Source organism: Belliella buryatensis (genome assembly GCF_900188245.1).
In the GTDB taxonomy this organism is placed as follows: Bacteria; Bacteroidota; Bacteroidia; order Cytophagales; family Cyclobacteriaceae; genus Belliella; species Belliella buryatensis.
Genome location: NZ_FZOK01000003.1, coordinates 25,731 through 51,008, shown reverse-complemented (window position 1 = coordinate 51,008; position 25,278 = coordinate 25,731). Strand labels below are relative to the sequence as shown.

The window sequence follows — 25,278 nt, the reverse complement described above, 5'->3', positions numbered from 1 at the left end:
AAAGATGGGTTAGTCAGAACCAGTTAGAGTCTAGCACTTCCAAATATAAAAATTGATTTTAAGCTTTTTTAATTTTTGCCTACTTTCGGGAATGTACACGATTAGAAAAGGAGAAAAAACAGATTTACCCAGAGTTTTGGAATTGGTTAAGGAATTGGCTTTATACGAGAAAGCTCCAGAGCAAGTGACCAATACAGTAGCATTGATGGAGAAGGATGGTTTTGGTGAGCATCCTATCTTCGGATTCTTTGTAGCTATTAAAGAGAGTACACAAGAGATTGTAGGTATTTCCATTTATTACTACAGATATAGCACTTGGAAGGGGCGAAGACTCTATTTAGAAGATATTGTAGTCACTGAATCCGAAAGGGGAAATGGTGCAGGCAAACTCTTGTTTGATAGAACCATGCTCAAGTGTCTGGAGGATAGCTGTACTGGAATGATGTGGCAAGTCCTAGATTGGAACGAGCCTGCTATCAATTTTTATAAAAAATATGGTGCGGATTTAGACGGCGAGTGGATCAATTGTAACCTTCAAGCAGATGAAATCAAAGGACTTCTTGGGAAAAAGTAATTAAGTGGATTAGGGAATTTATAATCAGTAAATTATCAGACCCTTGACCAGTTATTATAACTTTCGATAGAACTGAATCAACCAGAATTAGAATTTATTGAACATTCCCTTATACTATCACCTTTTGATTACTAATAACTAATCACGCATAACATTTTACTACTTTAGGATGAACATCTCTTTATTAAATCATAGAATACTTGTCACTGGTGCCTCACGTGGAATTGGGCGAGGTATAGCAGAGCAATTGTCAGCATCAGGCGCGGAGGTCTTGATTCATTTCAATAAGAATTTGGAAGAAGCCCAGTCACTTCAAAAAAATCTTCCAAACCCATCCCACTTGACTGCATGTGATCTATCAGATTTGGAAGCAGTCAAGGGATGGATTCCAGAATTGATTAGGACCTATGGAGCCATCGATGCGATAGTCAATAATGCCGGCATAGCGATTTCTGTGGCTGATGATACAGCAACTGGTGAATGGACTGACGCATGGCTCAAAACCATGGATGTCAATATCAATGCACTGGCCATTATCAGTAAGGAGTTTATTGAGCATGCTAGAGTTAGGAAGCAAGGTAGGATAATCAATATTTCTTCCCGAGCTGCATTCAGAGGAGATACTCCAGATTACCTGGCTTATGCTGCTTCTAAAGCTGCCATTGTGAGTTATACCCGATCTTTAGCGCGGTATTATGGAAAGGAAGGGATCAAGGCCTTTATCATTGCTCCTGGATTTACTAGAACAGATATGGCTCAGGATTTTATGGATCAATATGGTGAGGCATATGCACTCAATGACATTGCACTTACGGAGTTGACAGAACCTAAGGATATTGCTCCTATGGTGACTTTACTCTGTTCGGGACTTGCTGATCATGCAACTGGCGCTACCATTGATATCAATGCTGGTTCTTATGTGCATTGATTAGACCAAACACCAACTTTTAGAAGCTATCGCTGTTATTAAGGTAAGACTGAATTAGATTCAATTTCACAGGTTCCAAAAATCAATTGACAGCATGCCTAAAAATGACAGCTTATCACCTGAGATGCTCAAGATCCTTAAGATTTTTGGATTGGGTTCGCTTTTTATTGTTTTGGTATTGTCGTTTTTTGACGGTAGGAGAGCCAATAATTCAGGGAAGGAGATTTCAATCCTGAGCATCACTGATGCGGAGCGTTTGTACTTTAAAAATGTCCGAGGTATCTATTATGATCAAGAGATTCGTGCAGATGCCAAGATGATGGTCTACCGATTTGGAAAAAGGATAGCAGATGCCAAACATCCTGTCCTGAACCTATCTATACTGATCAATAGGGTGAAAAATGAAGCCTATATCTATTTGGAGCCATCTTGGGGCTTAGCTAATTTCAAGCTTAAAGTTGAAGTAGATCAAAAGGTAGACACCTTGATTTTTTCACAAGGAGATAAGTTTTCACATTTTGAGTTTGTTCAACAACTTTATCCGTATTTGAGTGAAAATTCGTACTTTACTTTATGGGATGGGTCAGACTGGATTCCAATTTTACAAGACGATAAAGAAAGAGATGCCTTGCGGATTCCAATTAAAGACTTTCTAAGATTGATAAATATTGAAGCAGATGGACTTGAAAAGGATTGATAATTTGTGGAGATTTTTGTGTCTCAAAAACAACCTGACACCTCAGCATCAGGTAGGATTAAAGGTGAGTTATGCCGTGCGAAAAGGAACACAAAGGTTGATCCATCAATTCAATCCTAAATTGCTTTTGGACTCGAGTCTCTACCTAGAAGATGTCAAATTTCAGGAGAATCTGGTTCATAGAACTTATCAAGCCCAAAGGAGGCGATTTGGTATCAAACAGAAGACTTTTTCACCTGCATCCACCGCAGTTTTTTTTCCAAATGAACTACTCAAACTTGGTTTGAAGTTTGACTTGGAAGTCAGGCAAGATAGGCATGAACATTATTCCATTCGCATAGGTCCTTTTAATCCCAAAAACATTTACGATATCCTCGATACTGTAAATCTTATCAGTAGGACTTTTTGGGTAAAGAATTTTTTTGCCGAAGGGATAAGGAATTGATTAATTCAGGCTTGAAGTGATCATGGTGTCAAATATCAATTAAAATTAGGTTTATGCAGGATATATTCTGCTAATCTATTTGATATGAGATAGTCTTAACATAAATTAACCCGTCAAATACAAAAGTAGGTTTTAATATCGTTTGGTACTTTATAAATTGCAACGTCTTGAAAAAAGTCAAATTCAATCTTTTCTTGTTTTCCGTGCTGCTATGCAGCTTAAGCCTCTTGGCTTTGGTAGATGTAAAGGCGCAGCAATTCGAATTCGGAGGGGGATTGGGAGTGGCTACCTACTCAGGTGACATTGTCCGCAGATTGGATAAGGGGAATCTGGGTGCTCAAGGAACGTTATTTGGCAGACGAAATTTTGACAATGTATGGTCACTCCGACTGGGGCTTTCCTATGGAAGGCTTAGTGCTGCGGATATCATCAATCCTATCGACGCGATGGCGGAGTTCAGAGATGCTTATTTCAAAGGCAATCTCTTTGAAGTGTCAGCTGTGATGGAGTACCATTTTCTTGATTATCTCCATCCTCAATCAGCACACAGGTTTTCTCCCTATGGTTTCTTTGGTTTAGGTTTTTCTTACTTCAATGGTTCTGGGGCTTTTGGGTTTGATCCGAGTAATCCAGACAGAGGAGGATACAGCTTGGCCACTCCAGTGATCCCATTTGGTATAGGAGTGAAGTATAAGCTGAACAACAATTGGGGCTTGGCTTTAGAAATGGGGTTCAGGGCAACTTTCTCTGATCTGATAGACCGCATAGACAGTCAAGCGAGGTTCAGTAGAAATGATAATGGCCAAGTAGATCCCTTGGAGCAAATCAGGTTTACTTATTATGGCAATCCTAGCGATAGGGACTGGTATTATTTTTTGGGTTTGACGGTGAGTTATTCTATTACGACGGTAAAATGCTACGCTTATTAATTAATTGACCGTTAGGTTAGAATTATGGAAAAGAAATAGCATTTTTGTACCTCCAAAAAAATACCGTAATAGGAATTGAACGGAATGAAGGAATCGATAGACAGTACAAAAATCCCTCAACACGTAGCGATAATCATGGATGGCAATGGGCGTTGGGCCCAGAAAAAAGGTGCCATGAGAGTTTTTGGCCACAAGCATGCTTTGGCTGCAGTAAGAGACACTATAGAAGCTGCTGATGACTTAGGAATCAAGGTCGTGACTTTATACGCTTTTTCTACTGAGAACTGGTCTAGACCAGCAGATGAAGTCAGTGCGCTGATGGAGATTATGATCAATAGTTTTATATCCGAACTTCCTCGTATGCTACAAAATAATGTACGCCTGACAGCTATCGGAGATATTGATAGTCTGCCGAGAGGCATGCAAGAAAATCTTGCCAATACCGTAGAAAAAACCAAAAACAATACGGGTGTTAGAGTGAATTTGGCTTTGAGCTATAGTGGGAGATGGGAGATAGAGCAAGCTGTAAAAAACATTGCCAAAAAAGTAGTCGATGGTCAGATGACCGTAGAAGATATCACACAGGAAGCGATTGCTTCCCATTTGAATACGAATGATATGCCAGATCCTGAGCTTTTGATCAGGACGAGTGGAGAGCTGAGGATCAGTAATTTCCTCCTCTGGCAGTTGGCTTATACTGAGCTGTACTTTACAGATGTGTTATGGCCTGACTTCAGAAGACAGCATTTGGAAGAGGCTGTTCTGGATTATCAAAAGCGTGAGAGGAGGTTTGGAAAAACCGGTTCTCAGATTAAATCTTAAAAGAATTGATGAAGAAGTACTTTATTATCCTAGCTTTTCTCCTGCTTGCAGGCTCGATCCAAGCCCAGATTCGTTTGGGTCAAAGTCGTTATACCTCTGCCAAGCCGGTGAATATTTTAGAATTGGATTATTCAAAACCGCAAAAGTTTAGGATAGCAGAAATCAAGGCAGTAGGACTTGCTACATTGGACGAGATTGCCATTATCTCCCTCTCAGGTCTGAGGGTGGATGATGAGATCAGCGTACCAGGTGATGCTATTTCAAATGCTTTGAAGAAACTCTGGGGACAGGGGATCATTGGTGATGTAAAAATCCTCGTGACCAAGATTGAAGATAATGACATTTACTTGTTATTGGACTTGACTGAGCGTCCGAGATTTAGCCGAGTGGAGTTCAGTGGTGTCAATAAGACGCAAGAATCAGAGCTGAAAGATAAGGTCAAAATTCGTGGTCGTGTGGTCAGAGATGATGTCTTGAGTACCTCTCAGCGTAACATCAGACAATACTTCGTGGACAAGGGCTTCCTCAATACTGAGGTGAAGGTCATTCAGGAAAGAGATACTACTTTGCCCAATAGTGTGAAGCTTAAGTTTGAAGTGGACACCAAGTCTAAGGTCAAGATCAACGAAGTCATCGTAGAAGGAAATGAGGATATTTCCGATAGGAAGATCAAAGGCAAACTGAAAGGCACCAAGGAGCACCCAAGAATGCACTTTGTAAGAGAGGTGTTCTCTAGATTGACCAATACCACGCCTAAATCTGCTAAGGAAGCGATTGTCTATAGGAATCCCGTGAGCGATGAAGATGTGATTACATATATGAATAAAAACTTCAAGCTCAATTTCTTCAATGCTTCCAAGTTTGTAGCAAAAGACTTCAGAGATGATAAGAAAAAGGTCATAGATTTTTATAACTCTAGGGGTTTTAGAGATGCTGAGGTCGTATCTGATACTTTGTACAAATACTCTGAGAACACTGTAAATGTTGGTATCAAAATAGAAGAGGGGAATAAGTATTATTATAGGAATATCAATTTTGTAGGGAATTACATCTATGCTGATAGTGTGCTTCAGGCCAAGTTGGGTATTGTGAAGGGAGATGTTTACAATAAAGAAAAACTGGAAAAACGCCTGAATTATGATCCACAAAGAGGAGATGATGTTTCTTCACTTTATCAGGATGATGGCTATTTGTTCTTTAATATAGATCCAGTAGAGGTCAATGTACAAAATGATTCTATTGATATTGAGCTTAGAATCATGGAAGGACCTCAAGTAACCGTAAATTCCGTTTCTATAGAAGGAAATGAGCGGACTTCCGATCACGTGGTCATGCGAGAGATCAGGATTTTACCTGGACAGAAATTCAATAGAAGTTTGTTGGTGAGAACTATCCGGGAGCTTTCACAACTTGGGTATTTTGATCCAGAAAATATTGAGCCGGACATGCGCCCTAATTTTGAGGATGCCACTGTGGATATTGTCTTCAAATTAGAAGAGCGTCCAAATGACCAGGTAGAACTCTCTGGAGGTTGGGGTGGATTCTTTGGCTTTGTCGGTACAGTAGGTTTGGTGTTCAATAACTTCTCCATGAAGAATATCAGGAACTTCGATAAGTGGAGACCACTACCAGTAGGTGATGGGCAGAAGCTTTCACTAAGAGTACAAGCCAATGGTCGATCTTTCCAAAACTACAGTGTGTCCTTGACCGAGCCATGGTTTGGTGGCAAGAAGCCAAATGCATTGAGCTTTAGTTTCAATCACTCTGTACAAAGACAGCTTGATTTCTTCAATAGGGTAAATCCAATGCGAGAAATTGGGTCATTCAAAATAACAGGAGCAACCATAGGTTTAGCCAAAAGAGTGACTTGGCCTGATGATTACTTCATGATCAGCAACACGCTTCAGTATCAAATTTATGAATTTGACGAATTTGGTAGGAGTTTTGGATTGAGTTATGCCAGTGGTAGATCCCAAAGTGTGACATTCAATACGACTATTTCTAGAAATAACGTAGATAACCCAATCTACCCAAGATTAGGTTCTAACATTTCCTTGGCCACTTCTTTTACCCCTCCATATTCTTCTTTGAATAGAAATATTGATAGAGAATCACCAGATGAGGAAAGGTTCAAGTGGTTGGAATATCATAAGTGGATGTTTGACGGGACTTTCTATACCCCTGTATTTGGGTCTAACAAATGGGTGCTTAGTGCTAGAACGCACATGGGTTTCCTTGGATCTTACGGCAATAGAATCGGTATTATTCCACTAGAGCGATTTGTATTGGGTGGAGATGGTATGAACTTCAATAACTTTGCTTTGGGTCAGGAAATCATAGGCTTGAGAGGTTATGAAAATCAGACGCTGACTCCAGGAGCAGAAGATAGGTTTAATCCAGAATCTAATAAGCCATATGGTGGTATCGTGTACAATAAACATGTGATGGAATTGAGATTCTTGGTTTCTCCAAACCCATCAGCGACCATATTCTTGCTCGGATTTGCAGAGGCAGGAAATAACTGGGGATCCTATGCAGAATACAATCCGTTTACTTTGTATAAGTCAGCAGGTGTAGGTGCGAGGATATTTATGCCGGCATTCGGTCTTTTGGGTATTGACTGGGGATATGGATTTGATGACTCTCCTACTACTGGTCAGCGAAGTGGCCCACAATTCCACTTTACTATCGGACAACAATTCAGATAATCATGGAAAAATTCATGAAATTGTTACTTTTGTCGGGCATATTGGTCATGTTGACCAGCGTGAATCATGCCTTTGCTCAGAAGTGGGGGTATATTGATACAGAATTTATTCTGAATAAACACCCTGATTATAAGCTTGTTCAGCAGGAATTGGAGACTCTGAGTAGTCAGTGGAAAAAAGAGGCACAAAATTTGGATCGAGAGATCAAAGAAATGCTGAATACCCTAAAAGCAGAAGAAGTCTTGCTTACCGAAGAAATGTACCAAGAAAGAATGCAGGCTATAGAAGAAAAGCAAAAACAAGCTGTCGCATTCAATAACAGAACCTTTGGAGTGAACGGGCAGTATTACCAAAAGCAAACTGAACTGATGCAGCCATTGCAATCCAAGATTTATGATGCCATAGATCGGGTAGCGAAGAGAAATGGTTTGGCGGGTTTGTTTGACAAAGCGGCCGGTTTAGGCTTGATCTACACGGATCCGAGGCATGATTACTCAGAGTTTGTGTTGGAAGAATTGGGGATCGAGAATAAATGACGGTCGACTGACGCCAAGCCACTGTCGATAGCCTATAGAAAATTGATAGAAGTATTGGTATTTCGAGGTAGTGAATTGTATTGTATTTAAAAAAACAAAATAAAATAAATTATAATTAAGATGATGAAAGCAAAATTTATCCTTTCTGCAATTGCGATCTTTTGCGTGGGATTTGTAGCACAGGCCCAGGATATCAAGATTGGGTATACCAATGTAGAGTTGATCATGGATTTGATGCCTGAGATGGAGCAGATCGGAGCCGATATTCAAGATTATCAGCAGCAGCTTCAGATGAATATTCAGACAAAAGGCGAAAGCTTCCAAAGACAAGTACAAGCTTATCAGCAGGCAGCAGCTACGATGACTGAAGATGCGAGAGCAGCAAAAGAAAACGACTTGACTAAGCTGAGAGATGAATTACAGAAATTTGAGCAAGATGCACAGGTGTCTTATCAGAGAAAATTGCAGCAATTGCTTGAGCCTGTACAGACTAAGGTGTTCAATGCGATCAATGCAGTAGCAGCAGAAAATAACTACACCCATATTTTCTCTGATTCAGCAGGCAATTCTCCAATCTTGTTGTACACTAGAGATGATGACAAGTTTACTGAATTGGTATTGAAGAAATTGGGTATTGAGATCCCAGAAGGTGGTCTTTCAGGAGATCAGCAATAATAACTGATAACTTAAAATTATATGAAATCCCGCTCTTGTAAAAGAGTGGGATTTTTTGTTTTTTGAGTGAATTATTTCATCTAGCAAAGAAGGTTAAGGAGCATAGGATTTCGGAGAAAAATTAGAGGGAAATCGAAAAATCCGTATGCCTCCAATTTAATTTTGAGTCATTTGAAACTTTTTGAAGATTAGGAAATCTTCCGTCTCAGGATTTGGATCCAAATATTCTATCAATAAGCCTTCCCGTGTTACCAGCATATTCATATGATTCCAGTTCTCTGATAATCCGATTTGTTTTTCGGTCAGGATATTGAATTTTGCATCATAGATGATGATGACTATAGGCTTTGCAGATAGGTCGGTATGTTCTCCAGAGTCAGCGATTCCTTTCAAGCTAACCCTGTAGTAGACATTGTTGTATGGGTCATATTTGAATCCTTGATAAATATCCGATACGATCAAATGCCTGAGCATTTCTTCTATAGCTGGATTTTTGGTTGAATGAGGTTTTGCAGATTGCAAGTCATTTGTATTAGCTACTTCTTGAAGTATTGACCCTTCTTGTAGTGAGGCAGTAAAAATGCTGCTGGAGATTGGAAAGCTATATACCATCTTCTCTTCTTTGGGATTCCAATCATAATATACAGTAGTGTAAAAGGGGTCATTCCAATCAAATTCACTTCCAAAATTGGATTTGGGATAAGTATGGTAGTGCTTTTGGTTTCCTGTTTTGATGTTGTAGGCGACAGTGAACTTGAATGTATCCAATATTCTATCAGGAATCGCCCAGATATAAGAACCTGCAAAAATAAGCTCGTCTTTGTGTCGAATCATTCCAGTAACTGTTTTTGGGAATAGAAAGGGATATTTGTATGTCCAGTTCCCATCAGACGAAGGCTCGTCACCAATCAAAGAATTTTCACTAATTTTCCTTCCTTGCTGATTGATCAAAACTAGTTTTTGTCTATTCATATCATAGACAAAGATGGAGTCTTGGTTGATGATATGGTAGCCTACGGCTCTTTGTATGGCATTTTCACCTTCAGTTACCAAGGGTGTTTTTGGTAAATACTCAGCCCTGTCAAGGTCATACCAATAGATGGAGTTATTTAAGACATTGTAAAAAGTCAATAAGCTGTCTTCTTGATTTGTTCCTTTGATGAGTTGGACAAAAGGAGGCTTCGAAGGAGTCAAGCTGTCAAGTGAAATGTATAATTCCCCAGCTTCAATCAATTCATACCCTGCGCTAGAGTTGTTTAGGTCCTTGTTTTTTGTATCGCACGAAAACAGAAAGATAAATAAGACTGAGAAGGAAATTAACGTAGTTTTTACCATGGTTGTATAAAAGTTCATTTTCATAAAGATATAGTTTTGAGGCATAAAACCCTCTTAGTCAAAATTGATTTAATGTTTTTTAAGATTCGGTTGAATTGTATTATTTCTCTAGCTATTGAGTAGGAAGAGTGGCTCGGTTTTTCACTTTGATTTTTATTCTGGATTATATTTATTTCTATCAAGAATTTCATTAATCCTTCAAATCGTCTACATTTGCACGCAAGATCATGAGGGGTGCCTTAACAAAACGGGCTGAGATCATACCCACAATACCTGATCCGGGTAGTGCCGGCGAAGGGAAATGAGTAACCATTACCAAAGTCATTAATTTCAAAAGGATGAGTCCACCGAGTTTATCGGTATTGCATGCAAGCGAATTTGATATTTGGAAATGGGAATAGGGTAAACAAATCAAAGAAAATCATCCCCTTGGTTTTCTGATGTTTAACCATCCGCAGATGCGGACAAGCAGTAAATAACATGAAAAAGTATGGATTATCATTAGCGATCTTGCTAATGAGTTTTGTGGCGGTGGCACAGAACAGAATCAGTGGCTCTGTCAAGGATTCCCAAACAGGTGAACACTTAGTAGGTGCCAATGTAGTATTGGAAGGAACTGGCCGTGGTGCGACAGTAGACCTTTCGGGGAAGTTTGAAATTAGAAATATCCCTTCAGGGTCTTATGTGCTCAGGGTTTCTTTCTTGGGTTACGAGACCTTGAAAAACTCCATCAATGTGCCTTTGAACGAGGTCTTGGAGTTGAGCTTGGATCAAAGTAGTATTTTCACGGAGGAGTTTATCGTCTATGGGACAAGAGCTACAGATGTGACGCCGACCACATTTCAAAACATCAAAAAGGAGGATATTGCCAAGCTTAACTTGGGTCAGGATATTCCTATGCTCCTGAACTACACACCTTCTGTGGTGAGTTTTTCAGATGCTGGCGCTGGGGTAGGCTATACTGGACTTCGCATCAGAGGATCTGATCAGACGAGGATCAATGTCACCGTGAATGGTATTCCGCTCAATGACGCAGAGTCGCATGGGGTTTTCTGGGTGAATATGCCTGATTTTGCCTCTTCGGTAGACAATATGCAGATACAACGAGGTGTGGGAACGTCTACTAATGGGGCAGCCACCTTTGGTGCGAGCATCAATATCCAAACAGATACACGTCAAGATGAAGCTTACGGAGAGGTAGATAATTCATTTGGTTCTTTCAATACCAGAAGGCATACTGTCAAGGCAGGTACGGGCTTGATCAATGATCGTTGGGCATTTGATGCTAGGCTATCACAAATCACCTCTGATGGCTATATTGATCGGGCGTTTTCTGATTTGAGGTCTTATTTTGTCAGTGGAGGATACTATGGTGACAAGCATGTAGTGAAGGTGAATATTTTCTCTGGAGCAGAGCAAACTTATCAGGCCTGGGAAGGTGTCCCAGAGGCCTTGCTAGCCACAAACAGGACTTTCAATCGATACACATACGATAATCAAACTGACAATTACCAGCAGGATCATTACCAATTGATCTATACTGGAGCATTGAGTCCTAACTGGAAGGCTAATGCTGCCTTGCATTATACCTATGGCCGGGGTTACTACGAGCAGTTTAGACCAAATGATCGTTTGAGTAATTATAGTCTTTCTCCGGTAGTCATTGGTGAGACTTCGATTGCTAGAATGGACATCATTCGTAGAAGATGGTTGGACAATGATTTTTATGGAGGGGTATTCTCTTTCAATTATATCTCTGATGATGCCAAGTGGGATGTGGTCTTGGGCGGAGGAGCCAATCGTTATGATGGGGATCACTTTGGAGAGCTCATCTGGATGCAGTTTGCCAATGATGTAAATATCAGAGACACGTATTATGACAATGTCGCGGTAAAAGATGACAGGAATATTTACCTGAAAGGTACCTATGAGGCTATTGAAGGATTATTCCTTTTTGGAGATTTGCAATATCGAGGAATAGATTATCGATTTGATGGAATCAATAATGATCTGCGTGATATCAGTGGACAGGTAAGTTACAATTTCTTCAACCCTAAATTTGGATTGACATATCAGACTAGTACAGGTAAATCTTGGTATGCTTCCTATGCGGTGGCTAATCGTGAACCAGTAAGAAGAGATTTTACTGACTCTCCAATTGTAGATAGAGCCCCGCAAGCTGAAAACTTACAGAATATTGAAGCTGGTATCAAGGTCAATAAAAGTAGGTATACTTACAATGCTAATCTTTATTATATGAAGTACAACAATCAGTTGGTGCTGACTGGACAATTGAATGATGTTGGGGCTTATGTAAGGGACAATGTAGCAGATTCTTATCGAGCAGGGATAGAGCTAGATGGTGCATATCAGCTTTCTTCGAAGTTTAGCTTAGGAGGTAACTTGGCGATCAGTAGGAATAAGATTGCTGAATTTACTGAATATTTGGATGATTACTCGGCAGCAGTATTTTTCCAAGAAGAGATTACCTATACTAATACAGATATTGCTTTCTCTCCAAATGTAGTGGGATCAGCGATTTTGGATTATAGACCTTTCAAAAACCTTGAGTTGAGTCTATTGAACAAGTACGTAGGTAGTCAGTATATGGATAACACCATGAATGAAAATAGAAAGCTAGATGCCTTCTGGACAACTGACCTGCGGTTGAATTATGCTATGAGACCAAGGTTTGTAAATAACCTTGAGTTTACCTTGATGGTATACAATATTTTTAATCAACTCTATGAGCCCAATGGCTATACCTTCTCGTACTTCTTGCCGGGAGAAGGAGAGACAGGGAGACAATTGGTTACTGAGAACTTTTACTATCCAATGGCAGGAACCAATTTCCTTGCTGGTGTGAAGGTAAGATTCTAGCAGCGCTTATTCTTAGTTGAAGAATCTAAAAAAGGAGGGGAAGTCCCCTCCTTTTTTTAAACCTTCTATCTCTGTAAAATCTTATTCACTGACGACCATTTTGAAACCTTCGCCATGGATGGTGATGATTTGTACTTTGGGATCTTCTTTGAGGAGTTTTCGGATTTTGCTTAGATAAACATCCATACTTCTAGCATTGAAGTAGCTGTCATCTCCCCAGATTTGCTTGAGTGCATGGCTTCGGTTGACCAGTTTATTGACTTCTGAAGCAAGCAGTCGGAGTAATTCATTTTCTTTGGAGGTCAGCTTATGTTTGCCACTAGGGCTTTCGAGCTGTTGCTCGTCATAGTGCAGTGTAAAGTCTCCAAACTTGAGTATTTTTAGTCCTTCGTGCATTTCGCTCTTTTGTGTTCTTTTGAGAATTGCGGCAATTCGGAGTAGCAGTTCTTCCATGCTAAAAGGTTTGGTGATGTAATCATCCGCACCGATTTTCAACCCTTCGATGACATCTTCCTTCAGGTTTTTGGCTGAAAGGTAGATGATGGGTAGGTCTTCCTGTACCTTTTTGATCTCTTTGCCCAGTGTAAAGCCATCTTTTTTTGGCATCATGATATCAAGGATGCAAAGGTTGAATTTATCCTTTTTGAACTTAGACCAACCTTCATCTCCATCTCGGCACAGTGTGGTCTCGTAACCTTTCATAGTAAGGTATTCATTGAGGATATCCCCTAAGTTAGGATCATCTTCTACGATCAAAAGTCTTGGCTTGCTCATTGTTTTTTGGGTAGTTTGAGAGTAAATATACTTCCTTTTCCTGGTTCGCTGCTTACTTGAATTTCGCCACGATGCGCTTCCAGCATGGTTTTGACATAGGAAAGTCCAAGTCCAAAACCTTTGACATCGTGTAGGTTTCCCGTAGGTACACGGTAGAATTTATCGAAAATTTTCTTCACAGCCTCTTTAGACATGCCTATTCCATTGTCTTCAATGGATATGTAGACATGGTCTTGATCATCCCAAGCCTGTATCTTGATGATAGGCTTGGCTTGTGAGTATTTGATGGCATTGTCAAGGAGGTTGTTGACCATGTGAGAAAGGTGGAACCTATCAGCAGTGATCATTGAGTCTTTTAGTTTGGGATTTAAACTGATAGTACCTCCTTTATTTTCCACCTGCAATTCGACTTGCTTCTTGGCAGTTGAGATTAATTCTTTAAAGTCGACTGGTTCTAGTTTGAGTTTGAAATCCTTCTTATCTAATGCTGCGGATTGCAGTACTTTTTCCACCTGAGATCCAAGTCTTTTGTTCTCGTCTTTGATGATGCTGAGGTAACGATTTCTGAAAGCATCTTGATTGGCGAGTTCTTGATCTTGGAGTGCCTCTACAGCTAGACTGACAGTAGCGATGGGTGTTTTGAACTCATGCGTCATGTTATTGATGAAATCATTTTTGATTTCGGACAGATTTTTTTGTCTGATGATGACCTTGATGGCGTAGATGAAGCAGATGATGATGATTGCTATGAATATCATGGAGCTCAAGACAGGAAGCCATACTTGTTGAATAACAAAGAGTTTTTTACTGGGAAAATAGATGGAGAGGTAATTTTCTTTGCCTACGATATCACTAGGGAAAAGTCGGGCTTGTTGTCCATCACGGATTAGTTTCAATGCATCAGATACAGGAGTGATTGGAATCAGACTGCCTTTGTCATTGATGACTGCAAGATCAAATTTCTGATTGATACCTCTTTCGCTGAGGACATTGGCCAAAAATTGCCTTACAAAACTGGTGTCCATTCGGCTCAAGATGTCTTTTTGACCTTCGAGAAGTTCTTCCCAAGCCCTATTCATCAATTCGATTTTCTCGTTGGCTCTTCTGATTTTTTCCAAGTCTTCTGGGGGAATATTGTATTCCCTCTCTACTTCTACATCTCTTCGGGCATTGAATCTACCTCTGTATGATAGTTCTATTTGATCGAGATATGCATATTGTCTTTCCCTTTCCTGAAGTAGTACTTGTAATTCATCAGGTGTGAAAATGGTCGATGCCATTTCTGCAGTTAGCTTGTTGAGGAAATTGTCTAAATCTGCAAGAACATTGATGTCAAAACCAGAGGCTTCTATGATTCTTTGGAATCGTTGGCTGAATTGTGGAATGGGGAATTGCATCACGGAATCAGTCACGGATGGTCTTCTTCTATTCACAGGTCTTTGTCTGACTTGAATCTCAATGGGTTCAATGGGTTCAAAAAGTGATTGTTGTAAGGTAGTGTCTTTGGCGAGGTAATTTAAAAAAATGTCACTGGTCTCTCCTTTTTCTATATGGGCTACTGTAGCGGTGAGAGATTGGTAGACGTTCTGCTCAAATCGCTCTTCGTTGATCCGTAAAGCATTGCTGATCCAATAGAACTGGAACCCTAGTAAGCCAAAGCTTGCTAGGGACATCAATACAATCATCAACTTCATTCTGGATTTGGACATGCTACAAATTTATAGGTTAATATGAACCAAGAGAGCTGCTTAACATTATTTAACAGCAAAAGGAAGCATGTTTGACTTTTAAATTATCAAACCTTTCGTACTTTTGACCGTTGTTTAATTGTTTCTTAAAATAGCGAATAGCTAGTATAATACCGAAAAGGAAGGCCTAGGTCTTCCTTTTTTATTGTGCATCAATCCTTATCTTTGCGACTCAATTCAAAATCATGGAGTTAATCAATCAAACCTATCGGATACAAGGCCTAGCCCTAACCGAGATAGCATCAAAATATGGCACACCAGTTTATGTGTATGATGGCGCCAAAATCAAATCTCAAGTTAAGTTACTTCAAAATGCTTTTGCTAGTGTAGATCTCAAAATCAAATATGCCACCAAGGCACTTTCCAATATCAATATTTTGAAACTACTCAAGGCATCTGGTACTGGTATCGATGCGGTGTCCATTGAAGAGGTCATGTTAGGAATGCATGCAGGTTTCGAGGCTCAGGATATCATGTACACGCCTAATTGTGTTGCTTTTTCCGAGATCCAAGAAGCGGTCGACTTGGGTGTGATGATCAATATAGACAATGTACCTATGTTGGAGCATTTCGGGAAGCATTATGGAAATACTGTTCCTGTATGTATTCGTCTGAATCCACATATCATGGCAGGAGGAAATGCCAAAATCTCAGTTGGCCATATTGACAGTAAGTTTGGTATCTCTATTCTACAATTGAAAAATATACTGAAAGTAGTGGAGGAGTACCAATTGGAAGTTACTGGTTTGCATGTACATACTGGTTCCGATATTTTGGAAGCAGAGGTGTTCTTGAAAGGTGCAGAGATTCTTTTTGATGCGGCAAGGCAGTTTCCTGATTTGAAGTTTTTGGATTTCGGTGGAGGATTCAAGGTGGGCTACAAAGAAGGAGATATCACTACGGATATCATGCAGGTGGGAGAAAAGGTTTCTGCTGCATTCCAGAATTTTTGCCAAGAGTATGGAAGGAAATTGGAAATTTGGTTTGAGCCGGGCAAATTCATAGTAAGTGAGGCTGGATACCTGCTTGTCAGATCCAATGTGATCAAATCCACACCTGTGAGTACATTTGTAGGTGTTGATTCGGGTTTGAATCACCTCATTAGACCGATGATGTATGATGCATACCATGGCGTAGTCAATGTATCCAATACTTCTGGCGAGGAACATATTTATACGGTAGTGGGCTATATCTGCGAAACAGACACCATTGCTGCAGACAGAAAGCTGCATACAGTATCGGAAGGGGATATTCTGGCCATCAAAAATGCAGGGGCTTATGGTTACAGTATGGCATCAAATTATAATTCCAGACTAAGACCTGCAGAGGTGTTGATCTTAGATGGTAAAGATTACCTAATTCGTGCAAGGGAGACTTTTGAAGATATACTGAAGCATCAGGTTGATATTGGGATTTGACCTAAGCTATTTAGCATCAGATTATTAATCGTTTAATTTGTCGTTAGTTTTTGAACAGATTTTATTTAGTTGTATATTTGATAAGGGCAAAAATCCTAGATAGATATTCCCTAGTAGTAGTAATTATTTTAATAAAGACCCGGTCTCCATTACCGGGTTTTTTTGCTTTTTGATCATTTAAGAAAATAAAACAGAACTTTCTACTGATTTAAGCCTCAATTCAAAAAGCCTACATTTCTGAAAAATGAATCTTTCAGGAATGATTTTACTCGTATTTTCTGAAAATTATGTTGATGAACAGGTAGATTATTAACTTTTTTAAAAAAAATCAAAAATTTTTTAAAATATTTTTTCTGGTGCTTATCTCTCGATTTTGCTTTTAGAAACAGGAAAAAAGCAACTCCTCCCTAGTTATTTGAACATGGTATTATAGGGTGAAAAATAGCATTTTTTTAAGTGATCTATATCACAAAAATATCTCGTATCTGATTTTGGAAATCTATAAAATATTCTATTAATTAATCAAAACGAGTGAAATAAAAGAATTTCATTTTGGTATTTGTGAAAAGCATAAAATAATGTTTCAAATAGTGAAAATCAAAATTATGCATTTAAAGAGCAAAATATCAGGGTGAAATTCAAAGCAAAGTTTAAAACCTAGATCCCTACCACGGTGAAAGCTTTCGGAATAAAATATGGCAAATTTTTCTTTTTCCTTCTCCTTCTTGGAGTGGGAAGCCTTCTTGCCGTGTCCAATGCTCAGACCAAGGAAAACTCACTTCAAAATGCTAAAGTGGCTGCGACCACTGGCAATCAGATGATGGGTAAAATAGAGGTAAATGTATCTGGGAAGTTGGCACTTTGTTCTCACGCAGAGAAGGGACATATCATTTTAGATGTTTTCGGTGGCACAGCCCCTTACACTTTTAGATGGAACAATAATGCCACAGAGCAAAATCGATACAATTTATTTGCTGGTACTTATACTGTATTTATCACTGATGCCAAAGGCTTGCAGCACTCAGAGCAAATCGTGGTTCAGCCTCCTTTTCCACTCATAGTAGATTTGGTAGAAACCAAGAATGCCTCTTGTGGTAGCAGCCCTAATGGATCTGCAAAAATCAATGTAAGAGTTGGTAGAGGTGAGCCTTATCGTGTGGAATGGAGTCATGGATTGAAAGATAAGATGGAGGCTACCAATCTTCCGGCTGGAGATTACACAGCAACAGTATATGATATTTTTAATTGTAGCACAACCATAGCATTTTCTATAGGGTCCAATGGCCCGGCAATCACTGTAGCTGAAAATGTACAAGGTGTATCCTGTGCTGATGATCAGAATGGAGCGATTAGCTTGCAAGTTTCAGGTGGTCAAGCTCCTTTTACTTATAAGTGGTCTAATGGTAAAACTACCAAGGATATTTCTGGTCTGAGCGCTGGAAACTATCAAGTATTGATTGAAGATGCTGCGGGATGTTCTTTGAGCAAATCTTTTGAAATCAAGGCAGCAACTGCCATGGAATTAGAAGCAGTGAAAATCACAGACATTACTTGCGCAGGAGATGATAATGGCACAATAGAGCTAGGCATCACTGGAGGTCAAGCCCCATTCACTTACGAGTGGAGCAATGGTGCAAAGACAGCAAAGATTACTAACCTAAAAGCGGGTAGCTATTCAGTTAAAGTTAATGATGCCGTAGGTTGTTCAGTCAATGGAGTTTTTGAAGTGAAAGCAGGGGAAGAGGCTGTAGGATTGAAGTTGGTTGGTGTAGAGCAGATTACTTGTCATGGCAGCGAGGATGGAGCTATTGAAGTGGAAATTGTGGGTGGTGTAGCTCCATTCTCTGTGCTATGGTCTGATGGTGTCAAAGACAGCTTGAAAAGGACAGGCCTTAAAGCAGGTGCTTACACAGTGCGAGTAAGTGATGCTGGTGGATGTAATACTGAGCAAGTTGTCAATATCACTGCACCACAAGCTTTGAATGCAAGGTTAGACAATACTTTGGATGTGAATTGTGCTACAGGTGAGGTGATCGGAGTGGCTTGGGTCAATATTACTGGAGGACAAGCACCTTATACGATCAAATGGAATTCAGGTGCAGAAAATACAAGAGAGATCAATTTCAATAGTAGTACTGAAATCAGTATAGAAATCAGTGATGCTAATGGCTGCACTACATCTGACAAAATGCGTGTCAGTTTCCCTGAGGTGACAGGCAATGCCAGATTACACTTTGAATACAGAAAGCTGGAAATCACCTCAGAGCCAGAGGTATTTATTAATGATCCATTACAATTTGAAAGTTACATCGCTCCAGAGTACATCACATGGGAGTGGGACTTTGGAGATGGTAGTGTATGCCAAGACAAGGACCCTGTACATACCTACAAAAAAGCTGGAGAATATGAAGTGAAGTTGACGGCTTATGATATCTATGGCTGCTCTGCCGTGGAAATCAATCACGTGCAGGTATTGGCCAATGGCGAAATAGTAGTCATGCCCAATGCTTTTTCTCCAAATGGAGATGGGCTCAATGATACTTTAAAGCCTGTAACCAAAGGCATTTCTGCATTCCAGATGGATATTTTCAACCATTGGGGAGAGCATCTCTATTCCGAAAATGGCCTAGAAGTGAATGGCTGGGATGGAACATTCAAAGGTAGACTTTTGCCTCCAGGTAACTATGTCTACAAAATAACCTATAAGACCTCCGAAGGTCAAGAGTTCAACAAGACCGGAGGCGTAACCCTAATCAGATAATGTCATGAAGAAATTATGGACAATTATCGCCCTTCTCCTTATCACCTTTTCCCTGAAAGGTCAGGATATGCAGTATTCTCAATTCTATGCTGCACCCCTATACTTAAATCCAGCTTTTGCTGGAGCATCTGAAATGACCAGAATCGGTGTGAATTACAGAAATCAATGGCCTGGTCTAGGTCAGACATTGAATTCTTATTCTGCTTATATCGATCATTATCTTTTCAATTTGAATAGTGGTGTAGGCTTGATCGTAAATGGCACCCAGGAGTCAATGGCAAACTTGAGCACCATGGAAGTAGGTGCTGTGTATTCTTACAGATTACAATTGGGCTTCAGAAGTTTTTTGAGGTTTGGTGGGCAGGCAAGTTTTGTTTCTAGAGATGCCAATTTTAGCAATATGGTCTTCGGAAGTCAGATTGATGTCAATGGTAATATCGGAGATTTCAGTGGAGAAAACCTTGGGGCAGATGCCAGATATAGGTTTATGGATTACAATTTCGGTGTGCTCTACAATAATGAGCATGTGTGGTTAGGCTTGTCAGCTCATCACATCACACAGCCGAATATTTCCTTTGTGGAAGATGGCATTGCTAAGCTTCCGATGAGATTGTCGGCACATGGTGGGGTGAAATTTGACCTTTCGAGTGGCATGGTGCAGAACTTTTATAACAACACCATGGGAGCTAGAGAGTTGGTTTTGGCATTCAACTACAAGCATCAGGATCCATTCAATCAACTTGATTTAGGTGCTCAAATCAATCTTCAGCCTATCGTATTCGGCTTGTGGTATAGAGGTCTACCGACTTTCAGCGAAGCACTGCCTAATAATGAATCTTTGATCGGATTGGTAGGGATTTCACTTGGCAATGGAATGGATATAGGCTATAGCTATGATTACACACTTTCTCAGTTGGGTCAGGCCAATTCAGGAGGAGCACATGAAATCTCCATCAGATTTTCCTTCCTGGCTGGAGACTCCAATCAGAAGGGCAGAAAAGTTAGCATGATGCCATGCTTTAAGTATTAATATTTGGTTAGGGATCTTTTTAAACTCAGATGGTTGCCTCTGCTGTTCATTCAGTGGAGGCATTTTTTTTATGTTTAGCCGTAGAATTGCACGTGGATTAACAAAGGGCATTACAGTTTTGAGGATACACGTCGACGGACGACAACTCGTGCGCTGTGGCGTAGCCCATAGTCAACCGAACTTGAAATCGTAGATTCAACTATTGATTGTTCGGCTACGTGCAATTAAGGGGATATACATAATATATTTTCTCTAAAACAATATGGCCCAAAACGCACTTTTTAAATTATAAGATTAAAGGAGATGGCGAAGACTTTACGTTTGATTTTGGGAGATCAGTTGAATCAAAAGCACAGTTGGTTTGATAGGTTAGATTCGGATGTGACTTACCTGCTGATGGAATTGAAGCAGGAGACAGGATATGTCAGGCATCATATCCAAAAGGTGGTTGGATTTTTTCTTGCCATGCGACACTTTTCTGATTGGTTAGGAGAGAACGGGCATCAGGTGGTGTATTATCGCTTAGATGATCAAGAGAATAAGCAATCACTCTCGGAGAACATCAAATGGCTCATTGCTGAACATAGATTTGAGAGATTTGAGTATCAGTTGCCTGATGAATATAGGTTAGATCAGCAATTACGTGATTTGAGTAAGGAGCTTGAAGTGGATGTAAAGGCCTTTGATGCGGAGCATTTCCTTACTGAGAGGGGATATTTGAAGGATTTTTTTAAAGGGAAAAAGACGTACTTGATGGAGACTTTTTATCGTGCCATGCGCAAGCAGTACAATATCTTGATGGATGGGGATGAGCCCTTGACGGGAAAGTGGAATTATGATCATGAAAATAGAAATAAATTCAAAGACCCTTTACTTCTGGTTCCGCCAAAAGTCAATTATAAGGATGTAAGTGAAATCGTAGCCTTGCTTCAAGATATGGAGGTTGAGACCATTGGGAAGATAGATGAGAAGCAATTCTCATGGCCAGTGACGAGAGCTGAATCCCTTGGCTTGATTACTTATTTCTGTGAGAAGTTGCTTCCCTATTTTGGAGTTTATCAGGATGCCATGTATACAGGAGATGCTTTCTTATTTCATAGTCGACTCAGTTTTGCAATGAATACAAAAATGCTCAGTCCGCTCGAGGTGGTAGAGCAGGTAGAGCAATATTGGTATAGTCATCAAGAGGAAGTTTCTATAGCGCAAGTGGAGGGATTTATCAGGCAAATCATTGGTTGGCGTGAGTATATGCGAGGTGTATACTGGGCTAAGATGCCTGATTATGCGAGCTTGAATTTTTTTGATCATCAGCGAAAGTTGCCGAACTATTATTGGACAGGGAAGACCAAGATGAATTGCCTCAAGCATGCCATAGGTCAATCTTTAGACCATTCCTACGCGCATCATATTCAGCGTCTGATGGTGACTGGAAATTTTGCACTCTTAGCTGGGATCCATCCTGATGAGGTAGATACATGGTATTTGGGAATTTATATTGATGCGATAGAGTGGGTTGAGATCACCAATACTAGAGGAATGAGCCAGTTTGCTGATGGAGGGATTGTAGGGACAAAGCCTTATGTTTCCTCTGCGAATTACATTGATAAGATGAGCAATTATTGTGAGGGTTGCTTTTATAAAAAGAACTTGAAAGTAGGTGAAAAGGCTTGCCCATTCAATAGTCTATATTGGCATTTTTACGCCAGGAACGAAGCTCAATTAGCTAAAAATCCACGAATAGGCATGGCCTATCGCACACTTGCCAAGATGAAAGATAAGGAAGCTATCCTCAAGCAGGCTGATTATTATCTTGATCATTTAGATGATTTATGATGGGTAGATTTGGAAAATAGGGAGGTGGAAATAGGGTTGAAATAGAGAAAAAATATGGATTAGAAGCACTAGTCTGACATGGCTGTTTGAAAAACTAGGAAATTACAGGGTCGGGAAGTCGAGAATGGTTAAAAGTTGTTTTTGAGCTATTGGGAGGAGTGTTTAGTTAAAATATTATTGGTTGATTTGTATCCTGATGCAAAGGTGAAAGCTTTTTTTGGTCATGGTTTTTTAGTGTTTTAAGATTTCTAGTACTTTTTCTTTAGGTAAAGCTTTGACTGTTCTGCCTCCTTTTCCAGTCATTTCTTCGGCGGCGAATAGAGCATTGATGATAGCCTCCTCTGTGGCTTCGATGGTTGCGAGAAAAAGTGCTGTCATGTCGTCATTTCTTAGCTCTACTTTTTCTGAAAGACTAAGGGCCTTTTGTTGATGTGGGATTAAATTATTTTGATTATTTGCAAAAGCAATGACATAATCACCTGAACCATTGGAGGCAATGCCGCCTGTTTTGGCTAGGCCCATCATTGCTCTCTGGGCAATTCTTTTTAAGTTTCTTTCGCCTACCGGTGCATCCGTAGCCACCACAATCATGCAAGAGCCATCTGCTGATTCCAGTTGATTTTTGAAAGTATATTGCTCAAGTTCTTTTCCCACTTGAGCACCATTGATTTGCAAGACACCTCCAAAGTTGGTTTGAACCAAAACGCCTACAGTGAAGCCTCCTAGTGATTCGGGGAGTTTACGGGATGCTGTTCCAATTCCACCTTTGAATCCAAAACATACTGTACCGGTACCAGCACCGACATTGCCTTCTTTGACCTGGCCAAAAGAAGCATTTTCTATGGCCGCTACTACATCCTCAGCACTGATGTGCATGCCCCTGATGTCATTCAGTAGTCCATCGTTGGTTTCTCCCACGATTGCATTGACAGATTGGACGTTTTCATTGCCAGGCTGTGCTAGCGTGTATTTGATTACTCCTTCAATCCCAGCAGCCACACTAAGGGTGTTGGTCAGAATAATGGGAGATTCTATATTCCCTAACTCTTCGATTTGCGTGGTTCCAGCCAGTTTTCCAAAACCATTTCCTACAAAAACTGCTGCTGGAACTTTCTTTTGGAATAAGTTTCCTTGATGTGGTATGATGGCAGTTACTCCAGTTCGGATATCACTTTCTTCTATTTTTGTTAGGTGTCCTACACTAACTCCAGCTACATCCGTGATGGAATTAGTAGCTCCAGTTGACATGACTCCTATAGTGATTCCTAGATCTCTAGCACGAGATTGACCATGGGCATTTGATAAGAAAAGTAGGAGAGCAATTAGTGATAAACAGCTTTTTTTCATCTATTGGGATTGATTTTGGAAAATTAAGTTAAAACCATTTCAATAATAGTTGTGTGATTTTTTTACCTGTGATACCATATGGCGGATAAAGGGGTTTGGTGGCAGTCAACCCAATTCTTTGTTTGAGTACAGCTTTTTCATTGCTGAATGCAAGGAATCCAAAATGTCCATGAGCTTTGCCCATGCCAGAGTTGTTCACTCCTCCAAAGGGAAGTTCATTTTGTAGAAAATGGAGTACACAGTCATTGGCAACCGTCGCTCCAGATGATGTGGATGTATTGACTTGGTCGATGACATCTGATGACTTAGAAAACACATATAGTGCAAGTGGTTTAGGGTTTTGGTTGATGTAGGCAATGGCTTCGTTCAAAGTTTGATATTCCATCACTGGAAGTATTGGCCCGAATATTTCCTCTTGCATGATCTCCATATCTGCTGTCAAATCGGTTAAGATAGTCGGCTCAAAATATTTTTCTGCTGCATGAATTTGACCTCCAAAATACGTGTATGCTCCTTTAATACTGGCATCCGAAAGTAGATGCTGAAGGCGTTTTAAGTGTTTTTCATTTACTAAGCGGGCATAGTCTTTAGATGCTTCGATTCCTTTTCCTTTAGCGTCATACATGTTTTTCAAAGCTTGAACCAATGTTTCTAAGAAGGCTGATTTGACATCACTTTGTACCAGTATGTAATCAGGGGCTATGCAGGTTTGTCCACAGTTGACAAATTTGCCCCATACGATCTTTTCAGCAGCGTCTTTGAGGTTAGCTCGGCTGTCAATGATAGCGGGGGATTTACCTCCCAATTCCAAGGTGATAGAGCTCAAATGCTCAGCAGCAGCTTTCATGATGATCTTTCCCACTGCCGGACTTCCTGTAAAAAAGATGTGGTCAAAAGGCTTACTGAGCAAGTATTGTGCGGTGTCTATTTCTCCCTCGAATACGGCTACATGCTGTGGTTCAAAGGTTTCTTCGACTAATCGCCGAATCAATGCAGAAGTATGTGGCGTCATTTCTGAGGGTTTGATGATCGCCGTGCAGCCGGCGGCAATTGCAGAAACCAATGGCCCTAAAGCCAAATTGAAGGGATAATTCCAAGGTGCAATGATCAGCGTAACGCCTTTTGGTTCATAATGGATAAAAGAACTGCTGCCAAGCATGGTAAGTGGAGTAGACACTTTTTTGGGTGTCATCCAATCACCCAAATGCTTCATGGCATGCTTGATTTCTGAAGTCACCACGAAGATCTCGGAAACATCAATTTCAGGATATGGCTTCTTAAAATCAGCGTGAATGGCTTTGCGGATATCCTCTTGATGCTTGTTGATCCATCTTAGCAGGTCTTCTAGTTTCTTGATTCTTTGAACTTTACTACTGCGCCTCAGTTTCAAAGCCTCCTCTTTTTGTAAGTTGAAGACTTGATCTATATTGCTTTCCTTATTCATCATCTCCTTGGGATCTTTTTCAAAATATAGGAAAATTATCAGCGATATCTAAATTTAGAACAAAATGGAAAAGACTTCCGTTTTATAACTATCACCTACAATTAAATATTATGCAGTGGAGTTTGGAAAGGATTATTCCCCAGAAGTTTTTGGGAGATAATCAAAGAATGAGATTGATTAAGGAGTACCTGAAAAGGTTGAAATCAGAAAAACAAAATCAAACACAAAGAGGCTGAAAGGTCTCTTTTTTTTTGTGCCCAAATGCTTCATTTTAAATCATTTTTTAGATACAGTTTTTCTTCCATTTTTCATCCCTTTATTTAGATAATTTCAAAATAAATATAGCAAAATGCTTTTTATATACAAAAAAATGTATCACGTTTACAGTTCGCCG

19 protein-coding genes and 1 riboswitch are annotated in these 25,278 nt (G+C 40.0%); of the genes, 14 read left to right on the top strand and 5 right to left on the bottom strand.

The features are described 5' to 3' along the window. The first annotated feature begins 91 nt into the window (after window positions 1-91). The 9 genes from CHB66_RS03790 to CHB66_RS03750 all read left to right on the top strand — a co-directional run bounded on the left by CHB66_RS03790 (window position 92) and on the right by CHB66_RS03750 (window position 8,314). Complete coding sequence (locus CHB66_RS03790) at window positions 92-574, top strand: GNAT family N-acetyltransferase (RefSeq protein WP_089238168.1); 483 nt, start codon at window positions 92-94, stop codon at window positions 572-574. A 169-nt stretch (window positions 575-743) separates the two neighbouring features. Continuing rightward, window positions 744-1,502, top strand: a complete 759-nt coding sequence (locus tag CHB66_RS03785) for an SDR family NAD(P)-dependent oxidoreductase (RefSeq protein ID WP_089238166.1) — start codon at window positions 744-746, stop codon at window positions 1,500-1,502. Between the two features lie 94 nt (window positions 1,503-1,596). Next, window positions 1,597-2,199: a hypothetical protein gene (locus tag CHB66_RS03780; protein ID WP_089238164.1), complete on the top strand. Its 603-nt coding sequence runs from the start codon at window positions 1,597-1,599 to the stop codon at window positions 2,197-2,199. Then, entirely contained in the window at window positions 2,180-2,644 is a 465-nt protein-coding gene (locus CHB66_RS03775) for a hypothetical protein (RefSeq protein ID WP_089238162.1), read from the top strand. Before CHB66_RS03780 ends, CHB66_RS03775 begins: the two co-directional genes overlap by 20 nt. A 167-nt stretch (window positions 2,645-2,811) precedes the next feature. Continuing rightward, a complete protein-coding gene (porG, locus tag CHB66_RS03770; protein ID WP_089238160.1) occupies window positions 2,812-3,573 on the top strand; it encodes a type IX secretion system protein PorG in 762 nt (253 codons plus the stop codon). 84 nt (window positions 3,574-3,657) lie between these two features. After that, window positions 3,658-4,395: an isoprenyl transferase gene (locus tag CHB66_RS03765; protein WP_089238157.1), complete on the top strand. Its 738-nt coding sequence runs from the start codon at window positions 3,658-3,660 to the stop codon at window positions 4,393-4,395. Window positions 4,396-4,403: 8 nt separating this feature from the next. After that, complete coding sequence (locus CHB66_RS03760) at window positions 4,404-7,103, top strand: BamA/OMP85 family outer membrane protein (protein WP_089238155.1); 2,700 nt, start codon at window positions 4,404-4,406, stop codon at window positions 7,101-7,103. 2 nt (window positions 7,104-7,105) lie between these two features. Beyond that, complete coding sequence (locus CHB66_RS03755; protein WP_076497622.1) at window positions 7,106-7,639, top strand: OmpH family outer membrane protein; 534 nt, start codon at window positions 7,106-7,108, stop codon at window positions 7,637-7,639. Window positions 7,640-7,759: 120 nt separating this feature from the next. After that, the gene (locus tag CHB66_RS03750; RefSeq protein ID WP_089238153.1) at window positions 7,760-8,314 is read left to right on the top strand and encodes an OmpH family outer membrane protein; all 555 of its coding nucleotides are present in this window, start codon (window positions 7,760-7,762) and stop codon (window positions 8,312-8,314) included. Window positions 8,315-8,470: 156 nt separating this feature from the next. Here the strand turns inward: CHB66_RS03750 and CHB66_RS03745 are convergent, their stop codons facing one another. Next, the gene (locus CHB66_RS03745; protein WP_170932425.1) at window positions 8,471-9,673 is read right to left on the bottom strand and encodes a DUF4221 family protein; all 1,203 of its coding nucleotides are present in this window, start codon (window positions 9,671-9,673) and stop codon (window positions 8,471-8,473) included. A gap of 196 nt (window positions 9,674-9,869) precedes the next feature. Further along, window positions 9,870-9,966, top strand: a riboswitch (TPP riboswitch). A 163-nt stretch (window positions 9,967-10,129) separates the two neighbouring features. Here CHB66_RS03745 and CHB66_RS03740 point away from each other — a divergent pair. Further along, entirely contained in the window at window positions 10,130-12,529 is a 2,400-nt protein-coding gene (locus CHB66_RS03740) for a TonB-dependent receptor (RefSeq protein WP_089238149.1), read from the top strand. Between the two features lie 81 nt (window positions 12,530-12,610). Here CHB66_RS03740 and CHB66_RS03735 read toward each other — a convergent pair whose 3' ends face one another. Both CHB66_RS03735 and CHB66_RS03730 read right to left on the bottom strand, forming a co-directional pair. Further along, window positions 12,611-13,303 (bottom strand): response regulator transcription factor, encoded by a 693-nt coding sequence (locus CHB66_RS03735; protein WP_089238147.1) that lies wholly within the window; start codon window positions 13,301-13,303, stop codon window positions 12,611-12,613. Further along, on the bottom strand, window positions 13,300-15,012 hold the full coding sequence (locus tag CHB66_RS03730; RefSeq protein WP_089238145.1) for a sensor histidine kinase: 1,713 nt from the start codon (window positions 15,010-15,012) through the stop codon (window positions 13,300-13,302). Before CHB66_RS03730 ends, CHB66_RS03735 begins: the two co-directional genes overlap by 4 nt. A 224-nt stretch (window positions 15,013-15,236) precedes the next feature. On the opposite strand from CHB66_RS03730, the gene lysA reads away from it, so the two are divergent. The 4 genes from lysA to CHB66_RS03710 all read left to right on the top strand — a co-directional run bounded on the left by lysA (window position 15,237) and on the right by CHB66_RS03710 (window position 22,093). After that, entirely contained in the window at window positions 15,237-16,469 is a 1,233-nt protein-coding gene (gene lysA, locus CHB66_RS03725; RefSeq protein WP_089238143.1) for a diaminopimelate decarboxylase, read from the top strand. 673 nt (window positions 16,470-17,142) lie between these two features. After that, a complete protein-coding gene (locus CHB66_RS03720; protein WP_245812663.1) occupies window positions 17,143-19,230 on the top strand; it encodes a T9SS type B sorting domain-containing protein in 2,088 nt (695 codons plus the stop codon). 4 nt (window positions 19,231-19,234) lie between these two features. After that, on the top strand, window positions 19,235-20,260 hold the full coding sequence (locus tag CHB66_RS03715) for a PorP/SprF family type IX secretion system membrane protein (protein ID WP_089238141.1): 1,026 nt from the start codon (window positions 19,235-19,237) through the stop codon (window positions 20,258-20,260). 303 nt (window positions 20,261-20,563) lie between these two features. Further along, window positions 20,564-22,093 (top strand): cryptochrome/photolyase family protein, encoded by a 1,530-nt coding sequence (locus CHB66_RS03710; protein WP_089238139.1) that lies wholly within the window; start codon window positions 20,564-20,566, stop codon window positions 22,091-22,093. Window positions 22,094-22,324: 231 nt separating this feature from the next. Here the strand turns inward: CHB66_RS03710 and CHB66_RS03705 are convergent, their stop codons facing one another. Both CHB66_RS03705 and CHB66_RS03700 read right to left on the bottom strand, forming a co-directional pair. Then, a complete protein-coding gene (locus CHB66_RS03705) occupies window positions 22,325-23,440 on the bottom strand; it encodes a P1 family peptidase (RefSeq protein WP_089238137.1) in 1,116 nt (371 codons plus the stop codon). A 28-nt stretch (window positions 23,441-23,468) separates the two neighbouring features. Beyond that, a complete protein-coding gene (locus CHB66_RS03700; RefSeq protein ID WP_089238135.1) occupies window positions 23,469-24,884 on the bottom strand; it encodes an aldehyde dehydrogenase family protein in 1,416 nt (471 codons plus the stop codon). Window positions 24,885-25,278 lie beyond the last annotated feature (394 nt).